The organism is Gordonia sp. ALPHA1B1 (genome assembly GCF_005502615.1).
GTDB lineage: Bacteria > Actinomycetota > Actinomycetes > Mycobacteriales > Mycobacteriaceae > Gordonia > Gordonia hongkongensis.
On the sequence record NZ_SCOC01000052.1, the window covers coordinates 1 to 24370 of the forward strand.

Below are 24370 nucleotides of genomic sequence, written 5' to 3' on the forward strand. Positions count from 1 at the left end.
TGCCCGACCTCATCGAGAGCATCGAGGAATACCTCAACGCCCACAACGACAACCCGACACCATATGTCTGGACCGCAACCTCCAGGTCGATCCTGGCCAAGGTCGCCCGCGCCGCACTCGAACAAGGAGTTAGCTAAAACCGAGACACACCACTAGCTGCCGTTGGCGTAGAGCGCCAGGAGCGGACCGATGAAGGCGAACAACATGGTGAGACCGAGTTCAGACGAGGACACTGGAGACCTTTCGACATGTGCCAACTGGAAGGCCGACGAGCTCGACTGCGCGCATCGGCCAGGCAACACCATGTCATGCGACATGTCGTTTGTCAGGCGAATGACCATCAAAAGCTGTTCTTGCACAGGGGATTTGATGTGCCCGAGCGGCCACTCGCCTCAGTCAGCTGTCCCAGTCGTCCGTCTGCCCGACGCCCGCAACCGGCTGTCGAGTTCGGCCATCAGGCGGGCCGCCCGTGATGCCCCGGCATCCGGTTCCGGGTACCGACACAGCACATCGATGAGCTCGGGTGGTGTCCGTTGGCACACGGCCTCGACCATCTCGTTCCCCACCGCCGGGTCTCCACCGCTCTCTAGTTCGGCGATGTACGCCCGGTTCGCCGCGGCCCGCAGGATGTGACCGACCTGGTGCGCTTTCGCGATCGGATGCAGATATGCCGCCGCCGCCGAGTCGCCTGCGGCTTGGGCGGCCAGTCGGGCAGTCTCCGACGGGGCGTCCTTCGCGGCACGATGCGCCGCAAAGGCGGCCGTCCGCTGGCGCGTCGATCTGCGTGCGCCGGCGGCGAATTCCCGGGCCGCCTCGATGGCCGCGCGGGGACGCGGGTCGTCGGGCCGCGTTCGCTCGAAGACCGGCAGCACTTCCTCGGCCCACTCGGTGGCACAGCGCACGACGACCCGCAGGTCGTCGTCGGTCAACTCGAAGTCCGCCATCGGCCGAACGCTAGCAGTGTCCTCACACGGTCGCCGACAACCCGCCGCCATCCGGATCGCGGAGCATCGAATGGACGACGAGGCTCGTGTCGACCGGAGTCGTTGCGGTGACGACGAACCCGCGACGTTCGTAGATCATCACATTGCGATCGTCGGAGGTCTCGAGCGCGACGCACGCACCCGGAGGAGGAGTCCTGTCGTCGACCGCGGCGAGTCCGGCGCGGACCAGCGCGCTTCCCAGCCCCTTGCCCTGGCGGTCCGGGTGGACTCCGAGTGTCGCCAGGTTCCATGCGCCTGCCGGGTGCGCAGGGGTCTCGGCCCGGGCGACCGCGGCCAGCCGATCGCCGTGCAGGGCGGCCGCTTCGGCCTGAAACTGTCCATCCGGCTCCGGCACATCCGGGGGCAGCAGGGCGATCACGCCGCACCGGTCCGTGGTGACCAGCACGACACCGTGGTCGAAGGCGTATCCCAGATACATCCGTTGTAGTCGGTGCAACCGTTCCCGATAGCCGTCCTCGGGAATGGACCATCGAGTCCAGGGATAGGCGTCGAAAGCGGCGGCGAGAGTGCCGGCGGCATCGTCGAGATCCGCGATGATCGCGTGGTCGATGGAAATGTCACTGTCCTCGAGGGTTGAGTCGGATGCGGGTGGTCGGCGGGTCACATTACCGCGGAACCACATTCGGTCGACACTGATATCTCGTGGCGCGGGAAATCCGCAGTGGACAGGTCAGAGACACCTGAGAGTCCGCGTCGAGCTTGTCAGCAAATCCGCAGGATTTCCGTAGCCCTGTTCACATGAGGCGCAGGCATCGTGGTGCCGTGAACACGCCCCAGACCCCCATGCCCGACGACGACCACGACCCGATCACCGAACCCTTTGCGCCGCCGCGCGGACCGGTGCCGCCGCCCGGGCCCTGGGCGATGAACCCGCAGGCCACCCCGCCGCCATTCGTCTCACCCCCGCCGCCTCCTCCGGTCGCGCGGCAGCGGGCCGGCGTGACGAAGCCGATCATCGTCACCGCGCTCCTCGCGGGACTGCTCGGCGGCGCCGTCGGCATGGGAGGCAGTTCGCTGCTCGGGCACGACGCCGCGTCGGTACCGATCCTCAACTCGCAACCGGCCGCCGCGGCCAACGCCGCCGACGCGCAACCCGGTTCGGTGACGTATGCCGCGAGCGTGGCGTCGAAGTCGACGGCCGACATCAAGGTCCAGACCGCGAACGGCACGGCGGTGGGCAGCGGTATCGTCCTCTCCCCCGACGGTTACGTCCTGACGAACCACCACGTCGTCGCCGGGGCCGGCTCCGGCAGCACGATCGTCGTCACCACCGGCGACGGGCATCAGCACAACGCCACCGTCACCGGGAACGCCCCGTCGTACGATCTCGCGGTCATCAAGCTCGAGGGTGCGTCGGGATTGACCCCGGCGGCACTCGGTGATTCGGATGCGCTGAAGGTCGGCCAGCAGGTGGTCGCCGTCGGCAGCCCGGACAGCCTGACCAACACGGTGACGTCCGGCATCGTCAGCGCGCTGTCGCGGACGGTGACCGCCGGCGACACCAGTGGTTCGTCGCTCACCGTGTACAACGGTCTGCAGACCGACACCCCCATCAACCCCGGCAATTCCGGTGGGCCACTGGTGAATCTGCAGGGGCAGGTGATCGCGGTCAATTCGGCGGTGGACACCGGCCAGGCCGCGTCCGGTGGGCCGCAGTCCTTCGGGTTGGGTTTCGCGATCCCGATCAACACCGCCAAGCGCATCGCCAACCAACTGTTGCAGGACGGTCAGGCAACCAAACCCGTGATGGGAGTGTCGGGTTCACTGTCGGCGGGCGACCGGACCGAGGGCGCGACCGTCTCGTCGGTGCAGCGTGGCGGGCCCGCGGCAGATGCGGGTATCCGGCAGGGCGACGTCATCACCAAGGTCGGGGACACCACCGTCTCCGACTACGCCGACCTGATGGCGCAGATCCTCACCCACGAGCCGGGTGAGACCGTGCCGGTGACCATCGGTTCCGGTTCGGGTGCCCGGACGGTCCAGGTGAAGCTGGGCAGTGCCGTCGACGAGCAGGAGACGACGGTGCCGGAATCCGGCAGCGGATCGGGCGGTTCCCCGTTGCCGTTCGGCGGCAACCCCTTCGGTCAGAACCCGTGACCCGAGCTGCGCCGGATCAGCCCGGCGAGAGTCGTTGGGCGAACATGACGAGGATGTCGCTCGGCCCGCGCACGTAGGTCAGTTTGTACACGTCCTCGTAGGTGGCGACGCCGCGCACGGGATGACACCCGTGCCGTGCCGCCACCTCGAGGGCCTCGTCGATGTCGTCGACCGAGAACGCCACCCGGTGCATCCCGATGTCGTTGGGCTGCGTGGGTGGCGTCTCGATGGCCTCGGGATGGATGTACTCGAAGAGTTCGAGCCGCCCGTGACCGTCGGGGGTCTGCAGCATCGCCATCTCCACGTGGTTGCCGTCGAGCCCGACCGCCGTGTCGGCCCACTCCCCGCGGACCGTGTCCCGGCCGATGACGTCGAGACCGAGGTCGGTGAAGAAGGCGATCGCGGCGTCGAGGTCACGCACGGCGATGGCGACGTTCTCGAGTGTGATGGGCATGGAGGTCACGCTAGCAACGATGGGCGACGGCCATGAGCGTGTCGCGAGACCGTGCACGGCCGGCCGGCCGTGGATGGTCGGGCACTCGGCGCGGAGGGTTCAGCAGTAGGTATCGCTGAGGGATACCTACTGCTGAACCGTCAGTCGCGGTACTTCGTCAAGAGCTCATGCGGGAGGTGGCACGCGCTCTCCGGATACCGTGCGAGCCGATCCTGGTGCTCGTCGGCACTGCGCACATAGTTCAACAGCGGAAGCACCTCGACGGCGATGCGATCCGCGTCGGCCCGCGCACCGATGAAGGCTCGCGCATGTTCGAGGTGCTCCGGCCGGTCGGAATACACACCGGTGCGGTACTTCTCGCCGACGTCGGGCCCCTGTCGGTTCACGCTGTACGGATCGATGATCTCGAAGAGGTGCGAGACCAACTGGTCGACGCTCACGACAGCCGGATCGAACCGGGTCCGCACGCATTCGGCGTAGCCGTCGTACTCACCGTCGAGGGTATGGCTCGTGCCGTTGGCCCGGCCGGCCTCGGTGAAGGTCACACCCGGCAGCGTCGCGACGAATGCCTGCACACCCCACAGGCAACCGCCCGCGAGGTAGAGCTCCTCGTTCGGCGGCACGGACGTCATCGCTTGTCTAGACGTTGAACCGGAACTCGACGACGTCACCGTCTTTCATGACGTAGTCCTTGCCCTCCATGCGCACCTTGCCGGCGGACTTGGCCGCGGCCATCGAGCCGGCGGCGTCGAGGTCGTCGAACGAGACGATCTCGGCCTTGATGAAGCCCTTTTCGAAGTCGGTGTGGATGACACCGGCCGCCTTGGGCGCGGTGTCGCCCTGGTGGATGGTCCAGGCACGGGATTCCTTGGGGCCGGCCGTGAGGTAGGTCTGCAGGCCCAAGGTGTGAAAACCGGCGCGCGCCAACGAGGTCAGGCCCGGCTCGTCCTGCCCGATCGAGTCGAGCAGCTCCTGGGCGTCCTCCTCGTCGAGTTCGAGGAGTTCGCTCTCGACCTTGGCGTCGAGGAACACAGCGTCGGCGGGTGCGACGGCGGCGCGCAGCTCCGCCTTACGGGCGTCGTCGGTGAGCACACCCTCGTCGGAGTTGAAGACATAGAGGAACGGCTTCGCGGTCATCAGGTGCAGCTCGCGCACCGACGCCAGGTCGAACGAATCCTTCTGCGAGAACAGTGTTTTGCCGGTGTCGAGGATCTCCTGCGCCTTTTTGGCGGCAGCGAGGGTCTCGGCCAGGTCCTTGTTCTTGCGCGCGTCTTTCTCCAGACGCGGGATGGCCTTCTCGAGCGTCTGCATGTCGGCCAGGATCAGCTCAGTCTCGATGACCTCGATGTCGGCGAAGGGATCGACGCGACCGTCGACGTGGATGACGTCACCGTCGTCGAAGACCCGGACCACCTGGCAGATGGCGTCGGCTTCGCGGATGTTGGCGAGGAACTGGTTGCCCATGCCCTCACCTTCCGACGCACCCTTCACGATGCCGGCGATGTCGACGAAGGACACGGTGGCGGGCAGGATCCGCTCGCTGCCGAAGATCTCTGCGAGGCGGCCCAGGCGGCTGTCCGGCAGTTCGACCACGCCGACGTTCGGCTCGATCGTCGCGAACGGGTAGTTCGCCGCGAGGACGTCGTTACGGGTCAGGGCATTGAACAGGGTCGACTTACCGACGTTGGGCAGACCGACGATTCCCAGGGTGAGACTCACGGGCGCCCAGTCTATCGGCAGGCAGCGCGACGCCCGGCGGGGCGTCGGTCCGAGGAGTCAGTCCCGGTCGAGCAACCCCTTCACCGGGTTCGGGGGATCCTTCGGCGGGTCATCGTTCGGAACACCGACCTGGGTCGTGACCGGTGTGTTCGCGGGTGGCAACGACTCGCCGGCCCGCTCGGCGATCTGCTCGTTCAGGTAGCGGAGCACCACGGCGAGCGAGGCCACGGCGGGAACCGCGAGGAACGCGCCGGTGATGCCGAACAACGTGCCGCCCAAGGTCACCGACAGCAGCACGATCACCGCGTGCAGATCCATCGACTTCGACTGCAACCACGGCTGGAGCACGTTCCCCTCGAGTTGCTGCACCGCGAGGATGATGCCCAGCACGATCAGGGCCGTGGTCAGACCGTTGGACACGAGTGCGATCAACACCGCGAGCGCGCCGGCGACGAAGGCACCCACGATCGGGATGAATCCGCCGAGGAAGGTGATGACCACCAGCACAGACGCCAACGGGACGCCCAGGATGAACAGACCGAGACCGATCAGCGCGGCGTCGACGAAACTCACGATCGCCTGTGTGCGGATGAAGCCGCCGAGGCTGTTCCACATGCGGGTCAGCACCTCACCGAGGTGGTTGCCCGAGGGCTTGCCGACGGTGCGGTCGAGCCACGGCACGAACTTCGGACCGTCCTTGAGGAAGAAGAACACGAGCACGAGCGAGGTGAACATCGTGATCAGCAGCGACGTCGCCGTTCCGACGCCGCTGAACACACCGGCCGCGATGGTCGACGCGCTCGACTGCAGTCGGTCGGTGATGGTGCTGACCATGTTGTCGAGCTGCTGGTCGTCGACGTTCAGCGGCGGACCCTGCACCCAGTCCTGCAGACGCTCCACACCATCGGTCGCACGGCTCGCCAGTTCGGGCGCCTGGTCGACGACCGACGGGACGATCAGCCCGATCACACCGGCGAACACACCCAGTCCGATGAGCATCATCAGGAACGACGCCGCGGCGGCCGGCACGCCCTTGTTGCGCATCCACCGCACCGGCGGCCACAGGATCGTGCACGCGATGATGGCCAGGAGGACCGGCAACAGGATCACCCAGAACTTGCCGAGCAACCAGAACAGCACCCACAGCGCGGCGGCCACCAACACGATCTGCGCGCCGACCGTCGCGCACGACCGCAGGCCGGTCATCATCACCTGGAGCCGGGTCGGATACGTCTTCTCACCGCCGCCGAGCACCGCATCGCCGCCGAGGACGGCGTCGGCACCGACCTTGGTGGTGTCTGGTCTTGCGTCGGCGGACGAGTCGTCCGCGCGCTGATCGTCCGAGCTGTCGGTCACCCGAGGATCCTCACACATCGGCATGACAATGCGACATCGACGCGGCGACGGTCGTACGAACATGTGGTCCGTCCGACGACATGATCAGCGGCGGCGGAATTTCCGTCCGAGGTAGCGAACCAGCGAGTTGATGGCCTCGAGTTCAGCGTCGACCTGGTTGAAGACGACCGGGGTGTCGTCGCGCCCGGCTGGCCCGGCGTCCGATCGCGGCGGGGGCTCGGCCGACGACGGAGCGCATCCGGCGGCCGGGGCGACCCGCTCGGTCCGCGCCGTGATGCCGAGCTCGGTTTCCTCGGCGCAGGCACGCCTGATCGTCTCCGGGCCGTAGAGGCCCATCATCATCTCCAGCCCCCACGCGGGGAGTCCGGACAGGGACTGGTCGTCGTGCCGACTTCTGCGGCGGCCATCGAACCGGGTGGTCATGGCGCCATGCTGCCACAGACATGTAACCCAGATCACACTTTTCGTCCGCTCAGTGGGATGCCGTCGCGATGTCCGATTCCCGCCAGACCGGGACGTCGACGGATGACACAGTGGACGGGTGAGCACAGGCACCGCAACAGAACCCGACACCGGGGGTTTCGCGCCGGACTTCGACCGGTGTTATCGCGCAGTGCAGGCCCGCGACGCCCGCTTCGACGGTCAGTTCTTCGTGACGGTCCGCACCACCGGCATCTACTGCCGTCCGTCGTGTCCGGCACAGACCCCCCGGCCCGCCAACGTGGCGTTCGTCCTCACCGCGGCGGCCGCCCAGCAGCAGGGTTTCCGTGCTTGCCGACGCTGCGCACCCGACGCCGTTCCGGGGTCCCCGCTGTGGAACATCAACGCCGACATGGCGGCTCGCGCGATGCGGCTCATCGCCGACGGCGTCGTCGAGCGCGAAGGGGTCGACGGACTCGCGGCGCGTCTGAGGTATTCACCCCGGCACCTCACCCGCGTGCTGACCCGGCATCTCGGAGCCGGGCCGCTCGCGCTCGCCCGAGCAATTCGCGCCACCAACGCCCGCGTGCTCATCCAGTGCACGACGATGCCGATGACCGACGTCGCGTTCGCCGCCGGATTCGCCAGCGTGCGCCAGTTCAACGACACCGTCCGCGCCGTTTTCGGACTCACCCCCACCGAGCTTCGACGCCTGCACAGCCGCAGGAAGGATGCGATCGGCACCGATTCCGCCCCGGGAAGCGTCACCCTGCGCCTGCCGTTCCGCGCGCCCTATCGCTGGCCATGGATGCGCTGGTTCCTGGACGCGCACGCCGTGGCCGGGGTCGAATCCGTCGTCGACGCCCCGGACAGTCCGCACGGCTGGCGTTACCGCCGGGTCCTCGCCCTACCCCACCGAACGGCGTCGGCGGAGGTGGAGCCGCAGGACGACCACGCCGTCGTCGCCCTTCACGGACTGGACATGCGTGACGTGGGGGTCGCGGTCAACCGGATCCGGCGTCTGCTCGACCTCGACGCCGACATCACCGCGGCCGAGGACGCACTGGCCGCCGACGCCACGATGCAGCGGCTGCTGCGCCAGGCGCCGGGCCTCCGTGCGCCCGGCAGCCTCGACCCGGCCGAGACGATCATCCGGACCATGCTCGGTCAGCAGGTGAGTCTCGCCGCCGCGCGCAACCAGGTGAACCGGCTCGTCGAGGCCCTCGGCGAACCGGTCGGCGACGCCTTCGCCACCCCGTCCGAGACGGCGACGACAGTCGACGGTCCGGCGTCGAAGTCCTTCCCGACGCCGGGTGTCATCGCCGCCCGTGGACACGAGGTCCTCCGCGGCCCGCGGCGGCGGATCGATGCCGTGATCGACGTCGCGGCGGCACTCGCCGAAGGTCGGGTGGAACCGCATGTGGGGGTCGATGCGTCTGATCTTCGTGCCCAGCTTCTCGAGTTGCCCGGCATCGGCCCCTGGACCGCCGACATCGTCACGATGCGAGTCACCGGCGATCCCGACGTCCTGCTCACGAACGACCTCGTGGTCGTCCGGGCTGCCGCCGACCTCGGGATCGATCTGCGGGACACGCGGCACTGGGCGCCGTGGCGCTCGTACGCGACCATGCACCTGTGGCGACACCGACTCGACGCCGCCGGACAGGCCGTGTGACGAGCGGTGAGCAGACTCCGATGACCGGCATCTCGTAGCGATCCCTTCTCCGATCACATCCCAGCGATCCGCAAGGAGCGACAATGTCCGCACCGGCCACCACCCCCGCCACCTCCGGGCCCGACACCCCTGAACCGGGGAGTGCCCAATCCATCGGCCACACAACGACAGTCGGCGGCTACGCCACCGTCACCACTCCCAACGGGGCGTTCACCGTCGTCGCCGATCCCGACCACCGGGTCCTGGCGTCGGGGTGGACCGACGATCCCGCCTACCTGACGGCGCTCGTCCACCGCGCGCTACGACCGGAATCGATCCAGCCGTCCGCCGCGCTCGGCACCATCACCGACGCCGTGTCGGCGTACTACGACGGCGATCTCGCCGCGCCGTCGCGGATTCCGGTCGTCCAACGTTCCGGCGGGACCTTCCTCGGTCCGGCCTGGGACGCCCTGCGCCTGGTCGAGGCCGGGAACCCCGTCACCTACACCCGCTTCGCCGAACTGGCCGGTCAGCCGGCGGCGGTCCGGGCCGCGGCAGCCGCCTGCGCGCGCAACGCGGCTGCCCTGTTCGTGCCCTGCCACCGGGTGAAGCGCAGCGACGGAAGCCTCGGCGGTTTCCGCTACGGCCTGCCCACCAAGCAGTGGCTGCTCGACTTCGAGGCCGGCGCGCGGAGCGGCCCGGACGAGCGGAGCGGTTCCGACGACCGATAGTGCCCGTCGCCCGCGGTCCGGCCGAACTTGTCGGGGGTGTCCGACACCATCGACGACATGACTGCTGCCGCCCTCTCGTTCGTCGTCGGCCTCGCCCTGGGGATCGCCCTGGGCTGGTGGGCGCACGCCGCTCGCAGTGCCGCGACCGTGGCGGCGGCTCGCGCCGAGGTGGAGATGCTGCGCGCCGCCCGCGACGACGTCGCGTCCTCGTTGTCGTGGGCCACCGAGGACGCGGCACGCCGGCAGTCGTCGGCGATCGGCAGTTCGGTTGCGCACATCGTCGAGCCGTTGCGCGCCAACCTCGCCCAGCTCGCCGACGAACTGCGCCGGGTCGAGAACAACCGGATCGGCGCGTACGCCGGACTGACCGAGCAGGTGCGCGGGATCCACTCGGCGTCGATCGCGCTCAACGACCAGACCCGCCAGCTCGCCAACGCGTTGCACAGCCCCCACGCCCGCGGCCGATGGGGTGAGGTCCAGCTCGAGCGCGTGGTCGAGCTCGCCGGCATGACCAAGCACTGCGACTTCAGCACCCAGGTGTCGGTCACCGACCCCTCCGATCCGAACGGTTCGGGAAACGGCCGGGGTGCCACGACGCTGCGGCCGGACCTCGTCGTCCACCTCGCCGGCGGCCGCGACATCGTCGTGGACGCCAAGGTGCCCCTCGACGCCTACCTGCGGGCGGCCGAGGCCACCGACACGTCCGTTCGCGACAAACTCATCCGCGAACATGCTCGCGCCCTGCGCGCGCACATCGCACGACTGTCTGCGAAGTCCTACTGGTCCGCCTTCGACAACACACCGGAGATGGTGGTGCTGTTCGTGCCCGGCGACGTCGTCCTGGAAGCCGCCGCCCGCACCGACCCCGATCTCCTCGAGTTCGGCTTCGCACGCAACGTCGTCATCGCCACCCCGACCACCCTCATCGCATTGCTACGGACCGTCGCACTGGGATGGCGTCACGATGCGATGGCTCGCGACGCCGCGGTCATCCATGATCTCGGTCTGCAGCTCCATCAGCGGCTCACCGGGGTGCTCACTCACCTCGGCACCCTCGGCACGTCGCTGCAGCGCACGGTCGACGCCTACAACTCGACGATCGGTTCGGTGGACAGTCGCCTCGGCGTCACCGCACGCCGGCTGGCCGAGCTCGACGCGCTGGGCGATGTCCCGGACGCCCCACGACCACCGGTGATCCACGACACCTGCCGCCCGGCGGGGCCGACCGCCCGGCCTGGGACGGCGCCGGAGGCGGCATCGACGCCCCGGTCCGGGGGTGAAACGATTTCTGTCGAGGACCCGGTACCGTGACCATGTGCCTTCCCCGCAACGTCTCCAAACCGCGGTACCACTGGACCAGCAGTCGGTACTGCCCGCGGTCCGCGGTGTGCCGTGGTGGGGCGCCGTTCTCCTGGCCACCGGGATCACGGGCCTCGGTGCGGCCATCGACGCCGGCAGCAACGATTCGCTGGGGTCGATCTACAAGTTCTGCTACCTCGTCGGATGTGTGATCGCCGCGCTGGCGGTGCGTCGTCGTGCCCTGTTCACCGCCGCCGCGCAGCCCCCGCTCATCGCCTTCTTCGTCAGCATCGTCACGCTGTACGGCCTCAATTCCGAGCAGGCGTCGTCGGGGCTGAAGAGCCTCGTCTTCAATGTCCTGCTCCCCATCGCGGCGGACTTCCCCTGGATGTTGACGACGTTCCTCGTGACCCTGGGGATCGTGCTCGCCCGATGGTTCCTGACCCGCGAGGCCGCCGAGCCGGCGAAACGCCGGGCCCCGAGTCGCGACAAGGCGGGCCGGACGCCCCCGAGCAGGTCCGCGGCCGGGAGCGGCGACGCCGACCGGCCCTCGGGCCGCGCGGCAACGCATCGTCGCGCCAAGGGAGCCGGTTCGTCCGGAACCGCCACCGAGCCCCCGTCGGCGTCTCCCGAGAAGAACCGATCGGCAGCGCAGTCCTCCTCGACCAAGGCCGCGCCGGGATCGCGGGCGAAACCGCGTTCGACCGGCGCTCCGGACCGGCCGTCCGCGACGTCCCGCTCGGCGACGAAGGGTTCTCGTACCGCAACGGGCGCACGGCGACCGACGGTCGCCGACCTCGCGGCCCCCGACCTCACGCCGTCGGACGCCACGCCCGCGCCGCGACGCCCGGACATCCCGACGTACGAGTCGGCAACCGACATCCCCCCGGCCGGAGTCGCCGACACGCGGTCCTGAGCCTCAGCTCGCGACGTTGCGTTCCAGCCAACGCCCCAGCCGACGCGCTGCGGCGTCCACGAGCGCGGGCCACTCCATCGCACCCTCGTCCGCGTTGTCGGTGACCGCCTTGATCAGGCGGCAGGGCACGCCGAACTCAGCACTCACGTGGGCGACCGCGCATCCCTCCATGTCGACGAGGTGGGCATGCTGGGCGAGTTCGCGCCGACGAACCGGATCCGCGACGAAGGTGTCCCCGGACGCCAACACCGTTCCGTCGCCGCCGGGTAGCTCCCAGCGGTCGGTCATCTCGTAACCCATCGCCCGTAGTTCGGTGCTGCTGATGTCGTGCTCGAGCACGGCCGACGGGAGGAACAGACCCAACTCGGCGTCGCCGCTCACACCGTCGCGCAGGGCCCCCGCGGTACCGATGTTGATGACCTCGGAGACCGGCGCCCCGCCGGCGAGTTCCCGGCTCAGCGCCATCGTCGCGCGCACCTTGCCGATGCCCGTCACGAGCACCCGCATCCCGGGCGGCACATGTCTGGCCTCGGCCCGCGTCGCCGAGACGACGAGGACACCGGGTCGGGGCAGCGCGTTGTGAGTCACGCCGACGATTATGGCGTGTGTCAGCCGCGGGCGAGCGCGGCGGACGCCCGCGCCGCGCGGCCCAGCGACGAGCCGTATCCGGGTCCGTGGCCGGCCGCGTGCACGGCGAGCGGATGCAGTTGGTGGACGTCGACGCGCTCCTGCCAGCCGGGGACGAGCGGGTGCGCGTCTCGATAGCCGTCGAGGACCGCATCGAGGTGCGGGCACCCGAACAATGCGAGCATCGCCAGATCGGTCTCCCGATGACCGCCGTGCGCAGCCGGGTCGATCATCACCACGCCCCGCGGAGTCCACATCACATTCCCGTTCCAGAGGTCGCCGTGGATGCGTGCCGGCCCCTCGTCGTCGTCGAACACGCCGTCCGCGATCAGGGCACATGCGTCGCGGACCGCGTCCTCGTCCTCGGTCGTGAGGTTCCCGGCCGCGCGTGCCGGGGCCAGATACGGTTCCACCCGTTCCCGGACATAGAACTCACCCCACGACCGGTATTCGACCGAGCTCAACTCTCGGCGACCGATGAACAGCTGACCGGAGAACGGTGTTCCGTCCGCGTCAGCAGGCGGGGAACCGAACTGCGGGGCGCCCCCGTCGTGCATCCGAGCGAGCGCGACCCCGAACTCCCGTGCCGCTCCGGGCGATGGCCGACCGCGTTCGAGACGTTCGAGTTCGATGGCGTCTTCGCTCACCGAGATCACCTGTACGACAGGCGCTCCCGACGCCGACAGCCAGCGCAACCCGGCGGCTTCGGCCGCGAAGAAGTCAGGATGACCGCCCCGCGGGCCGCTCTGGCGCAGCGTCTTGGTGAAGGCGGGACTCACCGGGAGGAATGCTCGTCGGTCGCCGTCGCCTCGAGACTCTTCGCACTCACTCGCGCGAGCCGGTCGAAACGATCGTTGGCGACTCGCATCGCGATCTCATACGGCAGTGCGAACTTTCGCGCCCACCAGTACCCGAACCGGATGTCGAACGAGGTGTAGACCATGAAGCGGTTCTTGCGAATCCCGGTCAGGATCGCCGCCGCCGCCACGTCGGGCGACACCGCGACCTTGTGAAATCCGTTGATGGCGGCCTTGACCCGCGGGTTCTCGCGGTCGATGCCGACGATCTCCACGGAGTCGACCAGTGGCGTGTCCACCCCGCCGGGGCATACCAGGGACACCCCGATCCCGTGACGCCGCAGATCGAATCGAAGAACCTCCGACACGCCCCGCAGCCCGAACTTGCTGGCGCTGTATGCGGCGTGCCAGGGCAGCGCCAGCAGTCCGGCGGCCGAGGAGACGTTCACGATGTGTCCACCGCGCCCCCGTCGGATCATCTGCGGCACAAAGCTTTCGATGATGTGGATCGGCCCCATCAGGTTGACGTCGACCAGCTTCCGCCAGTGCCGGTGTTCGAGATCCTCCACCGTTCCCCACGCCGAGATCCCGGCGATGTTCATCACCACGTCCATGACGCCGACCTCGGCGTCCACCTGGCGGGCGAACCCGGCCACCCAGTCGAAGTCCGAGACGTCCCCGGCCACGTGGTAGAGGACCGTTCCGTCGGCCGCGGTGATGGCCGCGACGACCTCGTCGAGCTGATCCGCGTGCAGGTCGGTGAGCACCAGTTCGGCGCCCCGGGCGGCGGCGGCCTGGGCGGTGGCCCTGCCGATTCCGCTCGCCGCGCCGGTGATGAGGACCTTGCGGCCACGCAGCGACGGCACCGGGGTGTCCATGAACAGCAGCTCTTTGAGACCCATGACGCGAGGTTAGCCGTCCGCCGCGGCGGACCTCAGCCAATCGACGGATCGCCCACGCCGGATCGGGCCGCGCGCCGGCGACGTCAGCCGATCGGCAGTTTCCCGTCGAAGAGCGCGTAGACGATGGTCAGCATCGCCTTGAGCACTTGTGCGGACACGTCCTGGCCCTGGGTCATCAGCAGCCGCGCCACGGCTTCGGGGTCCTCGGTGGCGAGGAGCTGCTCGACGAAGGGGATGACCGAGGACAGTCCGCTGGCGTCGTCCGTCGGCACCGACGGCGCCGGGCCCGCTCCGGTCGCGGCGTTCCCGTTGACGTAGTTCAGGATTCCGTCGGTGATCGCCATGGCGTACTTGACCTGACCGTCCCGGCCGGCAAGCGCCTTGGCCTCACCGGGGTTGGCGAGGTTGCCCATCTCGATGAACACCGCCGGGACCTTGGTCAGGTTCACCGCGGCGATGTCGGGACGGGTCTGGATCCCGTCGCGGACGCCGGCGTAGTTCGCCGAGGGGAACCCGGCCTTGACGAAGGCGTCGCGCATCGTGGTCGAGGCCTTGCGTCCCTCGCCGGACTGCACGCGGTCGACGGTGGCATCCGGGACCGGCAGCGACGGCACGATCATGTGGAAGCCCTTCTTGGACTCGTCGGCTCCCCGCGCCGTCGAGTCGGCATGCAGGCTGACCGCGACCGCGGCTCCGGAGCGACTGGCCGCGGCGGCGCGTTCGTCCACACAACCGCCCCACCCGGTGTCGTCCGGCCTGCTCAGGACCACACGAGCCCCCTGGCTCTCGAGGCCGGCCTTCACGAGTTGCCCGATCTGCCAGTTGACCGTGTGCTCCTTGGCGCCGTTCACACCGGACGCACCGCTGGTCTGGCAGTCCTTCTTGCCACCGCGCCCGTCCGGCACCTGTGCCCTGAGGTCGTGACCGGCGGCCGAGGCCTGGTGACCGGGGTCGAGGAAGATCGTCTTCCCCGCCAGTGCCGTCCCGCGGGCGGGGGCCGCTTCGGCGGGTGCCGCGACCACGTTCGAGGCGACCGCCATCGACGTGGCGGCCACCATGGCGAAGCCGATCGTGGCAAGGCGTTGGGCTGTCGTCTTTCGGAACATTGCGCTGTCGAGGCCGCGACGCGCCGAGGCGCTGGTCACTTGCCTCACTCCCTCCCGTTGAGTACCACTGGTCACACTGGTCACAGACATAACAGTGAAACAAACGAATGCGGGATTCCGAAATGGTCGTCCTGGGAGAACGGCATTTCGTTAGGGAGCTGTGACCTCTCCGATCGGCGTGTCGAGCGTGTCGCGGGTCAGTCCGTCAGGTGCCGCAGGATTCCGAGGATGCCGTTCTCGTCCGCAGCGTCCTCCGGTCGGGCGACGGCGGCCTCCAGCTCGGCGCGCACGGCCGCCTCGTCGAGACCGCGCCCGATCGCGACGAGTTCGGTGGCCGGACGCCGCCCTTCCCAGGATTCGCGCATCACGCGCACGAAGCCGCCGACTCCGTGCACGACGAACCGCTGCCGATGCCTCGGTACGTCGAAATGGACGATTCCCTTGATCCGGAAACACCCATTGGGCGGACGTTCGAGAAATCGCGCCAGGCGCCGCGGATCCATCGGCCGGTCACTGGAGAACGACACCGACTCGTATTCAGCGTGCAGATGCTCGTGGTCAGCGTGACCCGCGTCGTCGAGCAGCAACTCGTCGAAAGCCATCTGGCCGGACCGAGCCTGCGCGACGTCGCGCTGAACGACATCGAACAGGAGCGCCGGATCGATCGCGGCATTCCGGGTCGCCACCCGCGGTGCGGTCGCATTGAGTTGTGCGACAAGCTCTTCGACGACGCGCCGGGACTCATCCGGGATCAGGTCGACCTTGTTGACGAGCACGAGGTCGGCGATCGCGACGTGCGAGTCCAGCTCCGGATGCGTACCGCGCACCTCCTCGACGTGCGCGGCGTCGACCACATAGACCAGTCCGCCGTAGCGGAGTCGGGCGTCCGCCACCGACGTCACCATCCGGATGAGCGCTTTGGGTTCGGCGATCCCGCTCGCCTCGATCACGATGGCGTCGATCCCAGCGCTCGGACGAACCAGCGAGGTGAGCGCGTTCGCGAGGCCGTCGGCGTCGACGGTGCAGCACATGCACCCGTTCCCGAGGCTCACCGTGCCGTCCGCCTGCGCCGAGACGAGCAGCGCGTCGATGTTCACCTTGCCGAAGTCGTTGACCAGCACGCCCAGACGGGTGCCGGTGCGCCCGGCAGACCGCAACAGATGATTGAGCAGTGTCGTCTTTCCCGAACCCAGATACCCGGCCACCACGACGACCGGAACCGGACCGCGGCGATCGGGGGTCTTCGCAGCGCTCATCACCGGCGGCCGGGTTCCAGACAGTCCGCACAGATCACGGCGAGGTCGCGGCCGTCCCGATCGGGGTGATTGGCGACATTGCTCGTCGGACGACGGCATTCGACGCAGCGGCCGAGCACCTCCGCGTGGTCGGAGAACTCCACGCCCATGCGGTCGTCGAAGACGTAGAGCGAACCCTGCCAGAGCCCGTCGTCGCCGTACCGCTCGCCGTAACGCACGATGCCACCGTCGAGCTGGTAGACCTCGGCGAACCCGCGGTTCCGCATCACCGTGCTGAGGACCTCGCAGCGCACGCCGCCCGTGCAGTACGTGACGATCGGCCGGTCCTTGAGGTGATCGAACGCGCCGCTCTCGATCAACGGCACGAAGTCCCGGGTGGTGCGCGCCTTGGTCGTGACCGCGCCGGCGAATCGCCCGACCTCGGCCTCGATCTCGTTGCGCCCGTCGAAGAAGACCACGTCGTCGCCGCGGGCGTCCACGAGCTCGTGCACCTGCTCCGGACTCAGCCGGGTTCCGGTGCCGACGACCCCGTTCTCGTCGACCTCGATCTCGTCCGGAACCCCGAAGGTCACGATCTCGGGCCGGACGCGCACGCTCAACCGCGGGAAGTCCCGGCCCGTGCCGTCGGACCATTTGATGTCCGCCCCCGCGAACCCGGGGTACGCGCGGGTCGTCCTGACGTAGCGTTTGACCGCGGCGATGTCGCCACCGACGGTGCTGTTGATCCCGTGGCGTGACACGATGATCCTGCCCCGGACCCCGAGCGACTCGCACACCGCCAGCTGCCACAACCGGATGGCCTCGGGATCGGGCAGCGGAACGAAGACGTAGAACAGGACGATCTTGGGGGTCGGCACAGTGCAAGGGTACGGAAATCGGCGACCCCGCCCCGAATCCACATCACGGTCCCGCGACCGCCGATTCCTGCGCGTGATCTGCGCAACCGCGGCAATCGGGACTCTGACCGTTTCGGTCGCACTCGCCGGATGCTCCCTGCCGTCGGACTCCGGCCCGTCCCGAATCGTCATTCCGCCCACCGACGAGTTGTCGACGGTGACCGAAATCGAGTCCTCGTCGACGACATCGACCACCGGCGAGGACTCGGCGCGGAATCTGCCCGACTGGACAATCGGGCGAGTCGTCGCAGTGGCACCACGCGTCGACAACTCGCGTTTCCACCAGGGCTCGGTGACGGAGGATTCGCCGCTGCAGGACTCGTCCGGTTTCCATTTCTCGACGCCGGATCGGGCGGTGAATTGCTCGACCGGTACCAACGGTTCGTCGGCCCTCGCCTGTCGGATCGATGAGGATGCGGACGACGATTCCTCGGCGGAACGTCCGTCGTCCGCGTCGGGCGCCTGCGACTGGGCTCGGGATTACGCCGTCCTGGGACCGGATGGACCGCAGCGCGGTGCGTGCGCCAATCGATATCCCGTTCTGTATCGCAGTTCGATTGTCGACTTCGGTCGCACTATTTCGATATCGCGATTTTCTTGTCTCGTTGAGACCGTCGGTATGTTCTGTCTCGAATCGCGTTCTCAATCAGGATTCGCAATCACCCCGAACGGTTACCAAACCATCTATGCAGCGGATCGGGCACCCGAAGCGTTGGTGAGCGTGTCACCGGAGGAATCGGACGAATCGTCCCGGCGGACGACCGGGGCAGTGCCCACGAGCTAGCGCACACCTACTTCGAACCGGACCGCCACTGCGCGTAACCCGCCGTCGACACCAGCGTGGATCCGACTGGTTAACAAACGGCCGTGTCTCGACTTCCCTAACGCTATTCAATGATTTATGGTCTAGGCGGGGGTTCTCAGCAAGTACTCATGGTTTGGGTCTAAGCTGTGCACAGTTGGAATAGATCAAAACGGGGGGACGCAGGTTTTCAGGCCTTGCACGTCCGTCTTGGTCGGATGACACAATTCGAGGGGACAAGCAATTCATGGCGAAAAAGGAAATCGTTCAGGTCATCGACGATCTCGACGGTAAGGTGCTGGATCAGTACGAAACCGTCCGGTGGTCACTCGATGGAAAGAACTACGAGTTCGACACTTCGTCGAAGCACGCGCAGCAATTCCGCGATTCGCTGTCGAAGTACCTCGACATCTCCCGCCAGACCGGTCGCGTGACCAAGCGCACCGCAACGGCGTCGACTGCGACCGGGGGCGGACGCAACAAGGAGACCACCAAGGCGATTCGCGAGTGGGCCATCCGCGAAGGTTACGAACTGAGTGATCGCGGTCGCATCCCGCAGAGCATCATCGAGGCCTTCGAAGCCGCACACTGATCGGTCAGACCTGACCGTCATCACACATGAGACCTGTTGCCCGGCCGCCTTTCGCGTGCCGGGCAACAGGCGTTGAAAGGGCTGTTCGCCGATGAGGCCCCTGACCCCGCTGTCGGCTCCGGTGGACCCGATTCGCGCACTCGAGCGCATCTCGTGGCTGCTCGAGCGTCGCCGGGAGAGCACGTACCGCGTGGAGGCCTTCCGCCGCGCCGGGCAGGCGGCCGCCGGACTCGACCCGTCCGAGCTACACGCACGGGCTGTCGCCGGCACTCTCACCGCGATCAAGGGAATCGGCAAGACCACCGCGGCGGTCATCGCCGAGGCCGCCGACGGTGAGCTACCGGGGTACCTCGCACGTTTGCAGGGCGAAGATCCACCCCTCGCCCCCGACGGCGCCGAGGGCCTCGTGGAGGCCGTTGTCGGCGACCTGCACGCCCACACCGACTGGAGCGACGGCGGGGCGCCCATCGACGAGATGGCCGCGGCTGCGGAGGCCTCCGGCCACGACTGGCTCGCGATCACCGACCACTCGCCGCGCCTCACGGTCGCGAACGGACTGAGCCCGGAACGGCTCGCCGCCCAGATCGAGGCGATCGACAACTGGAACACCGGTCACAGCAGCAACTTTCGTCTCTTCCGTGGAATCGAGATCGACATCCTCGACGACGGCACGCTCGATCAGACCGACGAGATGATCGCCCGACTCGACGTCGTGACCGCATCCGTGCACTCAAATCTGCGCATGGCGCACGACGCCATGACCGACCGGCTCATCGCCGCGGTCTCCGATCCACGGGTGCACGTCCTCGGCCACTGCACAGGCCGGCGAGTGCTGAGCGGCCGGGGCCACCGCCCACCCTCGACCTTCGACGCCGAGGCCGTGTTCGCCGCCTGCGCGGCCCACGACACCATCGTGGAGATCAACTCCCGTCCGGAGCGGGTCGACCCGCCCGACGAACTGATCGAGATCGCCGACGACGCGGGCTGCCTGTTCGCGATCGACTCCGACGCCCACGCACCCGGGCAACTCGACTTCAAGATCCTCGGCGCGCGGCGGGCCGTCGACCACGGCATCGACCCCGACCGGATCGTCACGACATGGTCGTCGGACCGGTTGTCGGAGTGGCTCGCCCGCTGACCTGTCCCGCTGGGCCCGAGCGGCCCAGAACGTGCTGTCAGCTCAGGGCGTCGACGCGGTCTCGGATCACCGGCAGCACGCCTTCGGCGAACCAGTGCGCTTCCTCGATGTGCGGATAGCCCGACAGGATGAAGTGGGAGAAGCCCTCGGATTCGTACTCGCCGATCAGCGCCGCGACCTCGTCGTAGCTGCCGACGAGCGCGGTGCCGGCTCCCCCACGGATGAGCCCGACCCCCGCCCACAAGCCGGGATGGATCTCGAGCGCATCGCGACGTCCGCCGTGGAGTTCGGCCATCCGGCGCTGACCGGTCGAGTCCGAGACCGAGTGCAGGGCGAACGCGGTCTCGATCTCTTCGTCGGAGATCCCCTGCAGCAGTGTGTCGGCGACCCGCCACGCCTCCTCGGAGGTCTCGCGGGCGATGACATGCAGCCGCACACCGTATTCGAGCGACCGGCCGACCGTCTCTGCGCGTCGCGCCACCTCCGCGATCTTCTCTCCGGCCACCGCCGGCGGCTCGCCCCACGTGAGGTAGACCTGGGCACGCGAGGCCGCAACGGTCAGTGCCGGGTCCGACGACCCGCCGAAGTAGATCCGCGGTGGATCGGTCGGCGGATCCGCGAGGAACGCCCCGGCGATCCGGTAGAACTCTCCGTCGAAGTCGACGGTCTCACCGGACCAGAGCCGGTCGACGATCTGCACGAACTCGTCGGTGCGCGCGTAACGGCGGTCGTGGTCGACCCAGTCACCGAACCGGCGTTGCTCGACCTCGTCACCGCCGGTCACGATGTTGACCGCGATCCGTCCACCCGAGAATCGCTGGAGCGTCGCCGCCTGCTGTGCGGCCAGGGTCGGCGAGATCAGCCCGGGGCGGAATGCGACGAGGAAGGTCAACTGCTCGGTGTGGGTGATCGCGGCGGCCGTGGTCAGCCACGCGTCCTCGCACCAGGTTCCGGTCGGGGTCAGGACACTCTCGTAGCCGAGCCGATCGGCGGTGCGTGCGACATCGATCAGGTACGGCAGGTCTGGCGCACGGTAACCCGGAGGGTGCCGTTTCGTCGCCGATGCATGTGAGGCTCCGACAATCCCGCGGCTGTCACCGGCGGTCGGCAGAAACCAATGGAAATGGCTCATGGGCGTGGTCCCTTTCTCGCACCTCTAGGACTGGGGCGTGCCGAACAGCGGTGCCAGGGCCTCGTCGTAGCGGTTGTCGACGAACGTCGCGAAGTCGACCTGCCCCTGGAGTTGCCCGGAGTCGGCGAAGGCGTCGGCGAGCTCCTGCTCCGACGCCACGACGCTGTCGTCGAGTGCGATCGCGGGTCGGAGGCTGCGGCCCTGGGCGATCGCGCCGGCCCGCGGGTCGATCCCGACCTCGGCGGAGTACTGCTCGGCCCACTCTTCCGGGTTGGCCTTGGCCCAGTTGGCGGCCCGCGCGATCCCGAGCGCCAGTTCCCGTACTGCGGTGTTGCGACGCGGGTCGGCAAGCGCCTCGTCGCCCGCGATCCCGAAACCGTAACCGTTCGATACGCCTTCGGCCGTGACGAGCGTCTTCGGGTTGTTCTCGAGCTGGACGATCGCGGTGTACGGGTCCCAGATCGCCCATGCGTCGACGTTCCCGGAGGTGAACGCCGACAACGCATCCGCGGGCTGCAGGAAGACCGGCTCGACGTCCTTGCCGGGCCCCAGGGTCAGATTCACCTTGTTCAGTTGCAGCAGCAGATGTCCGTGGGCCGAGCTGCCCTTCGCCACGGCGACCTTCTTGCCCCTGAGGTCGGCGACCGAGGCCAGTGACGACGTTCCCGGGATCAGGATCGCGTCGCCGCTGGCGTTGTTCGCGTACCCGGTGACGATCTTGACCTTCGCGTTCGCCGCGGCGCCGAAGATGGGCGGCGTGTTCCCGGTGACCGCGAAGTCGATCTTGCCTGCGGTGGCGGCCTCGATCTGCGGCGGGCCGGAGGTGAAGGTGGAGAATTCGATGGTGAACGGGAGCTTCTCGAGTTCGCCCGAGGCGCGCAGTAGGGCTTCGGTGCCGCCCTTCTGGTCTCCGACTCGGAGGGTCAGGTCCTGCAGTGAGGCGACGTCGACCGTCTCGTTCGCGATCGATTCGGCGGTGTCCTCCCGCTGCACACAGCCCGCGAGGCCCAGGGTCAGGGCGGCGGTGGCCAGCACGGCGGCGAGCACGCGGCGCCGTCGGGGCCGGGATGCGCGCACGGAAAGATGGTGGTGTGTCATCGAGATCGGCTTTCGGTCAGGGAACGGGAGGGTCAGCGCGCCGAATCGGTGACGCCGAGTGCGGTCAGCAATTCGGCTCGCAGGCGCGGGATCTCGGAGTCGGGATCATCGGCGTCGCCGGTCTGACGTGGACGGGGCACGGTGAGGTCTTCGACGATCTCGCCACCGGCCAGGACGACGACGCGGTCGGCCAGCCGCAACGCCTCGTCGACGTCGTGGGTGACGAGGAGTGCACCGAACCCGTTGTCGCGCCACAGCGAGATGAGCAGTTCGTGCATCGTGCGCCGAGTGAGGGCGTCGAGTGCGCCGAACGGCTCGTCGAGCAGCAGCAGTTGCGGACGGGCCACGAGCGCACGGGCGAGCGAGACCCGTTGCGCCTGACCACCCGAGAGTTGCGCGGGCCACGCAGCCGTCTTGTCGCTCAGGCCGACCTCGCCGAGGGTGCGGCACGCGCGTTCGCGGGCCTGTGACTTGCCGACCTTCTCGCGCACGAGGCCGAAGGCGACGTTCTGTAAGACGGTGCGCCAGGGGAAGAGTCGCGGCTCCTGGAAGGACACCGCCGGGTGACCGGCGGTCCGGACGCTGCCCGACTCGGTCTGCGACAGGCCCGCCAGCAGGCGAAGCAGCGTCGACTTGCCACTGCCGCTGCGTCCGATGAGCGCGACGATCTCGTGCGCCCCGACCCGTAGGGTCACGTCCCGCAACACGAGATTGTCCCCGTAGCTCAGGCTTGCGTTCTCGACTTCCGCGGCGTATCCGGCGGGGTCGACCAGGTCGTCGGGGGACGGGACCTCGAGATCTCGGGTGGCGATGGCGGTCATGGTCGGGCCTCCTGGACTCGGGATGTGCGGGTTGGGGGCGTCACCGGTTCTGGTATCGGGTCGTGTAGCGCTCCAGCGCGCGCACGATGGCGTCGGTGATCAAACCCATTGCGGCGTAGACGATCAGGCCGAAGAAGATGATGTCGGTGCGCAGGAAGTCGCGCGCGTTGTTGATCAGGTATCCCAGCCCGGACGTGGCCGCGATCTGCTCGGCGACGATGAGGCTGAGCCATGCGATCGCCAGGGCCTGGCGCAGACCGACCAGGATCTGCGGCATGGCACCCGGGATGATGAGATCGCGGATGGTGGTGAGCCGCGAGAAGCCCAGCACGCGAGCGCTTTCCACCAGGCGGCCGTCGATCTGGCGAATCGCGGCGGAGGTGTTCAGGTAGAGGGGGAACAGCGCGCCGAGGGACACGAGCAGCACCTTGGGCATCTCGCCGATGCCGAACCACAGGATGAACAACGGGATCAGACCGAAGAGCGGAAGTGCGCGTATAGCCTGCATGTTCGGGTCGATGGCCGAGTCGGCGAACTTGCTCAGGCCGACCAGCAAGCCCAGACCGATCCCGACCGCGACGCCGATCGTCAGTCCGATCGCGACCCGCTGCGCCGACGCCGCGATCGCGTCGAGGAGTTGTCCGTTGTTCAGGACCTCCCACCCGGCCTCGGCGATCAGCGACGGTGCGGGCAGCTTGTCCTGCGGGATGATCCCCAGTGCGCTGCCCACCTGCCAGAGCACGAGAACGGCGATGGGTGACAGCGCGCGCAGGATGGTGTGCAGCCGGGACGACCGGTCCGCCTTGGCCGATGGGGAGTCGGACGACCCCGGGTCCACCGCCCGCGGATCGCCGGGCGCGCTGATACTGAGTGTTCGGTCGGCCACGTGCGGCAACGTTACGAATCGGGAAACACTCGCGACACCGTTGAGTTCAGCGTGAGCACAAGTAGGCCACCCGCCCAGCGTTCGCGTAACGGCGAGCGGTCAGCCCCGGTCGATACGGTTCGGTGCGTCAGCTCCGTTTGATGACGATGCCGGTTCATTCCCGACGCCGAACCCGTCAGCTCGATCACCGGTCCGCCCGGACGCGTCGGTGCGCCGGCCTTGTCCTTCACCTTCGACCATCCGGAGAGTTGCAGGTCGCCGTACCTTATCTCCTGATCGGGGCCGATCCGGAGCTTCACCGTGGTGATGGAGACCTGCAGCTGCAGGATCGTCGACGGGCCGGGGAACGTCGCATGGGTGAAGTCCATGTCGACGGTGCCCATGCTGCCGGTGACCAGCGTCGACGGCGGAACATGCCACGTGCCCTTGCGTCGAACCGTCTCCCACTCGGCCGCGAGGTGCACGGGCCCGGTCGAAGGGACGGCGACGGCCGGGGTCGCGGCTACGGCCTGGCCCGGCTCGTTGAACAGGCGACCGGCGTTCGGCAGGTGTTCTGAACCGCCCCGGGTCTGTCGGAGGCTCTCGAACCTGTGAAGGATGGAGAGCATGGCAGCACCACGCAAGTACAGTGAGGAACTCAAGGACCGGGCCACCCGGATGGCATGTG

The 24370-nt window shown here is 68.2% G+C and carries 25 protein-coding genes and 1 pseudogene; 8 read left to right on the forward strand and 18 right to left on the reverse strand.

The features are described from left to right. A pseudogene (locus FFS52_RS21795) lies at positions 1–137 on the forward strand (IS630 family transposase); the annotation flags it as partial. Between the two features lie 255 nt (positions 138–392). Here the strand turns inward: FFS52_RS21795 and FFS52_RS21800 are convergent. Both FFS52_RS21800 and FFS52_RS21805 read right to left on the reverse strand, forming a co-directional pair. Then, positions 393–944: a putative immunity protein gene (locus tag FFS52_RS21800; protein WP_137810918.1), complete on the reverse strand. Its 552-nt coding sequence runs from the start codon at positions 942–944 to the stop codon at positions 393–395. A gap of 22 nt (positions 945–966) precedes the next feature. Beyond that, positions 967–1608: a GNAT family N-acetyltransferase gene (locus tag FFS52_RS21805; protein ID WP_249356560.1), complete on the reverse strand. Its 642-nt coding sequence runs from the start codon at positions 1606–1608 to the stop codon at positions 967–969. A gap of 134 nt (positions 1609–1742) precedes the next feature. On the opposite strand from FFS52_RS21805, the gene FFS52_RS21810 reads away from it, so the two are divergent. Then, positions 1743–3101 (forward strand): trypsin-like peptidase domain-containing protein, encoded by a 1359-nt coding sequence (locus FFS52_RS21810; protein ID WP_065631061.1) that lies wholly within the window; start codon positions 1743–1745, stop codon positions 3099–3101. A gap of 16 nt (positions 3102–3117) precedes the next feature. On the opposite strand, the gene FFS52_RS21815 is transcribed toward FFS52_RS21810, so the two are convergent. From FFS52_RS21815 to FFS52_RS21835, 5 genes are all read right to left on the reverse strand, one after another. Next, the gene (locus tag FFS52_RS21815; RefSeq protein WP_137810919.1) at positions 3118–3555 is read right to left on the reverse strand and encodes a VOC family protein; all 438 of its coding nucleotides are present in this window, start codon (positions 3553–3555) and stop codon (positions 3118–3120) included. Positions 3556–3695: 140 nt separating this feature from the next. Continuing rightward, a complete protein-coding gene (locus tag FFS52_RS21820; RefSeq protein WP_137810920.1) occupies positions 3696–4187 on the reverse strand; it encodes a peptide-methionine (S)-S-oxide reductase in 492 nt (163 codons plus the stop codon). 7 nt (positions 4188–4194) lie between these two features. Continuing rightward, on the reverse strand, positions 4195–5274 hold the full coding sequence (gene ychF, locus FFS52_RS21825; RefSeq protein ID WP_137810921.1) for a redox-regulated ATPase YchF: 1080 nt from the start codon (positions 5272–5274) through the stop codon (positions 4195–4197). A gap of 57 nt (positions 5275–5331) precedes the next feature. Then, positions 5332–6630, reverse strand: coding sequence for an AI-2E family transporter (locus FFS52_RS21830; protein WP_065631088.1), 1299 nt, complete (start codon positions 6628–6630; stop codon positions 5332–5334). An 84-nt stretch (positions 6631–6714) separates the two neighbouring features. Then, positions 6715–7053 (reverse strand): hypothetical protein, encoded by a 339-nt coding sequence (locus FFS52_RS21835; protein ID WP_226513736.1) that lies wholly within the window; start codon positions 7051–7053, stop codon positions 6715–6717. Between the two features lie 118 nt (positions 7054–7171). Here FFS52_RS21835 and FFS52_RS21840 point away from each other — a divergent pair, with 118 nt between their 5' ends. The 4 genes from FFS52_RS21840 (at position 7172) to FFS52_RS21855 (ending at position 11650) form a co-directional block, all read left to right on the forward strand. Beyond that, positions 7172–8725 carry an AlkA N-terminal domain-containing protein gene (locus FFS52_RS21840; protein ID WP_137810922.1) on the forward strand — a complete coding sequence of 518 codons (1554 nt, stop codon included), beginning with the start codon at positions 7172–7174 and terminating at the stop codon, positions 8723–8725. 83 nt (positions 8726–8808) lie between these two features. After that, entirely contained in the window at positions 8809–9435 is a 627-nt protein-coding gene (locus tag FFS52_RS21845) for a methylated-DNA--[protein]-cysteine S-methyltransferase (protein WP_065631066.1), read from the forward strand. 57 nt (positions 9436–9492) lie between these two features. Continuing rightward, complete coding sequence (locus FFS52_RS21850) at positions 9493–10746, forward strand: DNA recombination protein RmuC (protein ID WP_065631090.1); 1254 nt, start codon at positions 9493–9495, stop codon at positions 10744–10746. Positions 10747–10750: 4 nt separating this feature from the next. Next, on the forward strand, positions 10751–11650 hold the full coding sequence (locus tag FFS52_RS21855) for a DUF6542 domain-containing protein (protein ID WP_137810923.1): 900 nt from the start codon (positions 10751–10753) through the stop codon (positions 11648–11650). Positions 11651–11653: 3 nt separating this feature from the next. Here FFS52_RS21855 and FFS52_RS21860 read toward each other — a convergent pair whose 3' ends face one another. The 6 genes from FFS52_RS21860 to FFS52_RS21885 form a co-directional block, all read right to left on the reverse strand. Continuing rightward, positions 11654–12238, reverse strand: a complete 585-nt coding sequence (locus FFS52_RS21860; protein WP_137810924.1) for a nucleosidase — start codon at positions 12236–12238, stop codon at positions 11654–11656. A gap of 20 nt (positions 12239–12258) precedes the next feature. After that, a complete protein-coding gene (locus tag FFS52_RS21865) occupies positions 12259–13056 on the reverse strand; it encodes a fructosamine kinase family protein (RefSeq protein WP_137810925.1) in 798 nt (265 codons plus the stop codon). Then, positions 13053–13976, reverse strand: coding sequence for an SDR family oxidoreductase (locus tag FFS52_RS21870; protein WP_137810926.1), 924 nt, complete (start codon positions 13974–13976; stop codon positions 13053–13055). The genes FFS52_RS21865 and FFS52_RS21870 overlap by 4 nt, the downstream gene beginning before the upstream one ends. Positions 13977–14059: 83 nt before the next feature. Then, positions 14060–15082: an N-acetylmuramoyl-L-alanine amidase gene (locus tag FFS52_RS21875; protein WP_137810933.1), complete on the reverse strand. Its 1023-nt coding sequence runs from the start codon at positions 15080–15082 to the stop codon at positions 14060–14062. A gap of 197 nt (positions 15083–15279) precedes the next feature. After that, entirely contained in the window at positions 15280–16338 is a 1059-nt protein-coding gene (locus FFS52_RS21880; RefSeq protein WP_065631072.1) for a GTP-binding protein, read from the reverse strand. Then, positions 16338–17195 (reverse strand): rhodanese-related sulfurtransferase, encoded by an 858-nt coding sequence (locus FFS52_RS21885; protein ID WP_065631073.1) that lies wholly within the window; start codon positions 17193–17195, stop codon positions 16338–16340. The genes FFS52_RS21880 and FFS52_RS21885 overlap by 1 nt, the downstream gene beginning before the upstream one ends. Positions 17196–18283: 1088 nt before the next feature. Between FFS52_RS21885 and FFS52_RS21895 the strand changes: the two genes are divergently transcribed. After that, positions 18284–18628, forward strand: coding sequence for an Lsr2 family protein (locus FFS52_RS21895; protein ID WP_058252466.1), 345 nt, complete (start codon positions 18284–18286; stop codon positions 18626–18628). 91 nt (positions 18629–18719) lie between these two features. Continuing rightward, on the forward strand, positions 18720–19766 hold the full coding sequence (locus FFS52_RS21900; protein ID WP_137810927.1) for a PHP domain-containing protein: 1047 nt from the start codon (positions 18720–18722) through the stop codon (positions 19764–19766). A 37-nt stretch (positions 19767–19803) separates the two neighbouring features. Here FFS52_RS21900 and FFS52_RS21905 read toward each other — a convergent pair whose 3' ends face one another. From FFS52_RS21905 to FFS52_RS21925, 5 genes are all read right to left on the reverse strand, one after another. Continuing rightward, positions 19804–20898, reverse strand: a complete 1095-nt coding sequence (locus FFS52_RS21905) for an LLM class flavin-dependent oxidoreductase (RefSeq protein ID WP_137810928.1) — start codon at positions 20896–20898, stop codon at positions 19804–19806. Positions 20899–20922: 24 nt separating this feature from the next. Beyond that, positions 20923–21996 (reverse strand): ABC transporter substrate-binding protein, encoded by a 1074-nt coding sequence (locus FFS52_RS21910; protein ID WP_137810929.1) that lies wholly within the window; start codon positions 21994–21996, stop codon positions 20923–20925. Between the two features lie 32 nt (positions 21997–22028). Next, positions 22029–22817, reverse strand: coding sequence for an ABC transporter ATP-binding protein (locus FFS52_RS21915; protein WP_137810930.1), 789 nt, complete (start codon positions 22815–22817; stop codon positions 22029–22031). A 40-nt stretch (positions 22818–22857) separates the two neighbouring features. Beyond that, the gene (locus tag FFS52_RS21920) at positions 22858–23601 is read right to left on the reverse strand and encodes an ABC transporter permease (protein ID WP_226514266.1); all 744 of its coding nucleotides are present in this window, start codon (positions 23599–23601) and stop codon (positions 22858–22860) included. Positions 23602–23714: 113 nt separating this feature from the next. After that, a complete protein-coding gene (locus FFS52_RS21925) occupies positions 23715–24311 on the reverse strand; it encodes a DUF1707 domain-containing protein (protein WP_249356563.1) in 597 nt (198 codons plus the stop codon). Positions 24312–24370: the final 59 nt, after the last annotated feature.

Excerpts from the sequence above, each read along its gene's own strand:
- FFS52_RS21800 (WP_137810918.1), bottom strand. The coding sequence starts at position 944 with ATGGCGGACTTCGAGTTGACCGACGACGACCTGCGGGTCGTCGTGCGC.
- FFS52_RS21810 (WP_065631061.1), top strand. The coding sequence starts at position 1,743 with ATGAGGCGCAGGCATCGTGGTGCCGTGAACACGCCCCAGACCCCCATG.
- FFS52_RS21815 (WP_137810919.1), bottom strand. The coding sequence starts at position 3,555 with ATGCCCATCACACTCGAGAACGTCGCCATCGCCGTGCGTGACCTCGAC.
- FFS52_RS21820 (WP_137810920.1), bottom strand. The coding sequence starts at position 4,187 with ATGACGTCCGTGCCGCCGAACGAGGAGCTCTACCTCGCGGGCGGTTGC.
- FFS52_RS21835 (WP_226513736.1), bottom strand. The coding sequence starts at position 7,053 with ATGACCACCCGGTTCGATGGCCGCCGCAGAAGTCGGCACGACGACCAG.
- FFS52_RS21845 (WP_065631066.1), top strand. The coding sequence starts at position 8,809 with ATGTCCGCACCGGCCACCACCCCCGCCACCTCCGGGCCCGACACCCCT.
- FFS52_RS21850 (WP_065631090.1), top strand. The coding sequence starts at position 9,493 with ATGACTGCTGCCGCCCTCTCGTTCGTCGTCGGCCTCGCCCTGGGGATC.
- FFS52_RS21870 (WP_137810926.1), bottom strand. The coding sequence starts at position 13,976 with ATGGGTCTCAAAGAGCTGCTGTTCATGGACACCCCGGTGCCGTCGCTG.
- FFS52_RS21875 (WP_137810933.1), bottom strand. The coding sequence starts at position 15,082 with ATGTTCCGAAAGACGACAGCCCAACGCCTTGCCACGATCGGCTTCGCC.
- FFS52_RS21880 (WP_065631072.1), bottom strand. The coding sequence starts at position 16,338 with ATGAGCGCTGCGAAGACCCCCGATCGCCGCGGTCCGGTTCCGGTCGTC.
- FFS52_RS21895 (WP_058252466.1), top strand. The coding sequence starts at position 18,284 with ATGGCGAAAAAGGAAATCGTTCAGGTCATCGACGATCTCGACGGTAAG.
- FFS52_RS21900 (WP_137810927.1), top strand. The coding sequence starts at position 18,720 with ATGAGGCCCCTGACCCCGCTGTCGGCTCCGGTGGACCCGATTCGCGCA.
- FFS52_RS21905 (WP_137810928.1), bottom strand. The coding sequence starts at position 20,898 with ATGAGCCATTTCCATTGGTTTCTGCCGACCGCCGGTGACAGCCGCGGG.
- FFS52_RS21910 (WP_137810929.1), bottom strand. The coding sequence starts at position 21,996 with ATGACACACCACCATCTTTCCGTGCGCGCATCCCGGCCCCGACGGCGC.
- FFS52_RS21915 (WP_137810930.1), bottom strand. The coding sequence starts at position 22,817 with ATGACCGCCATCGCCACCCGAGATCTCGAGGTCCCGTCCCCCGACGAC.
- FFS52_RS21925 (WP_249356563.1), bottom strand. The coding sequence starts at position 24,311 with ATGCTCTCCATCCTTCACAGGTTCGAGAGCCTCCGACAGACCCGGGGC.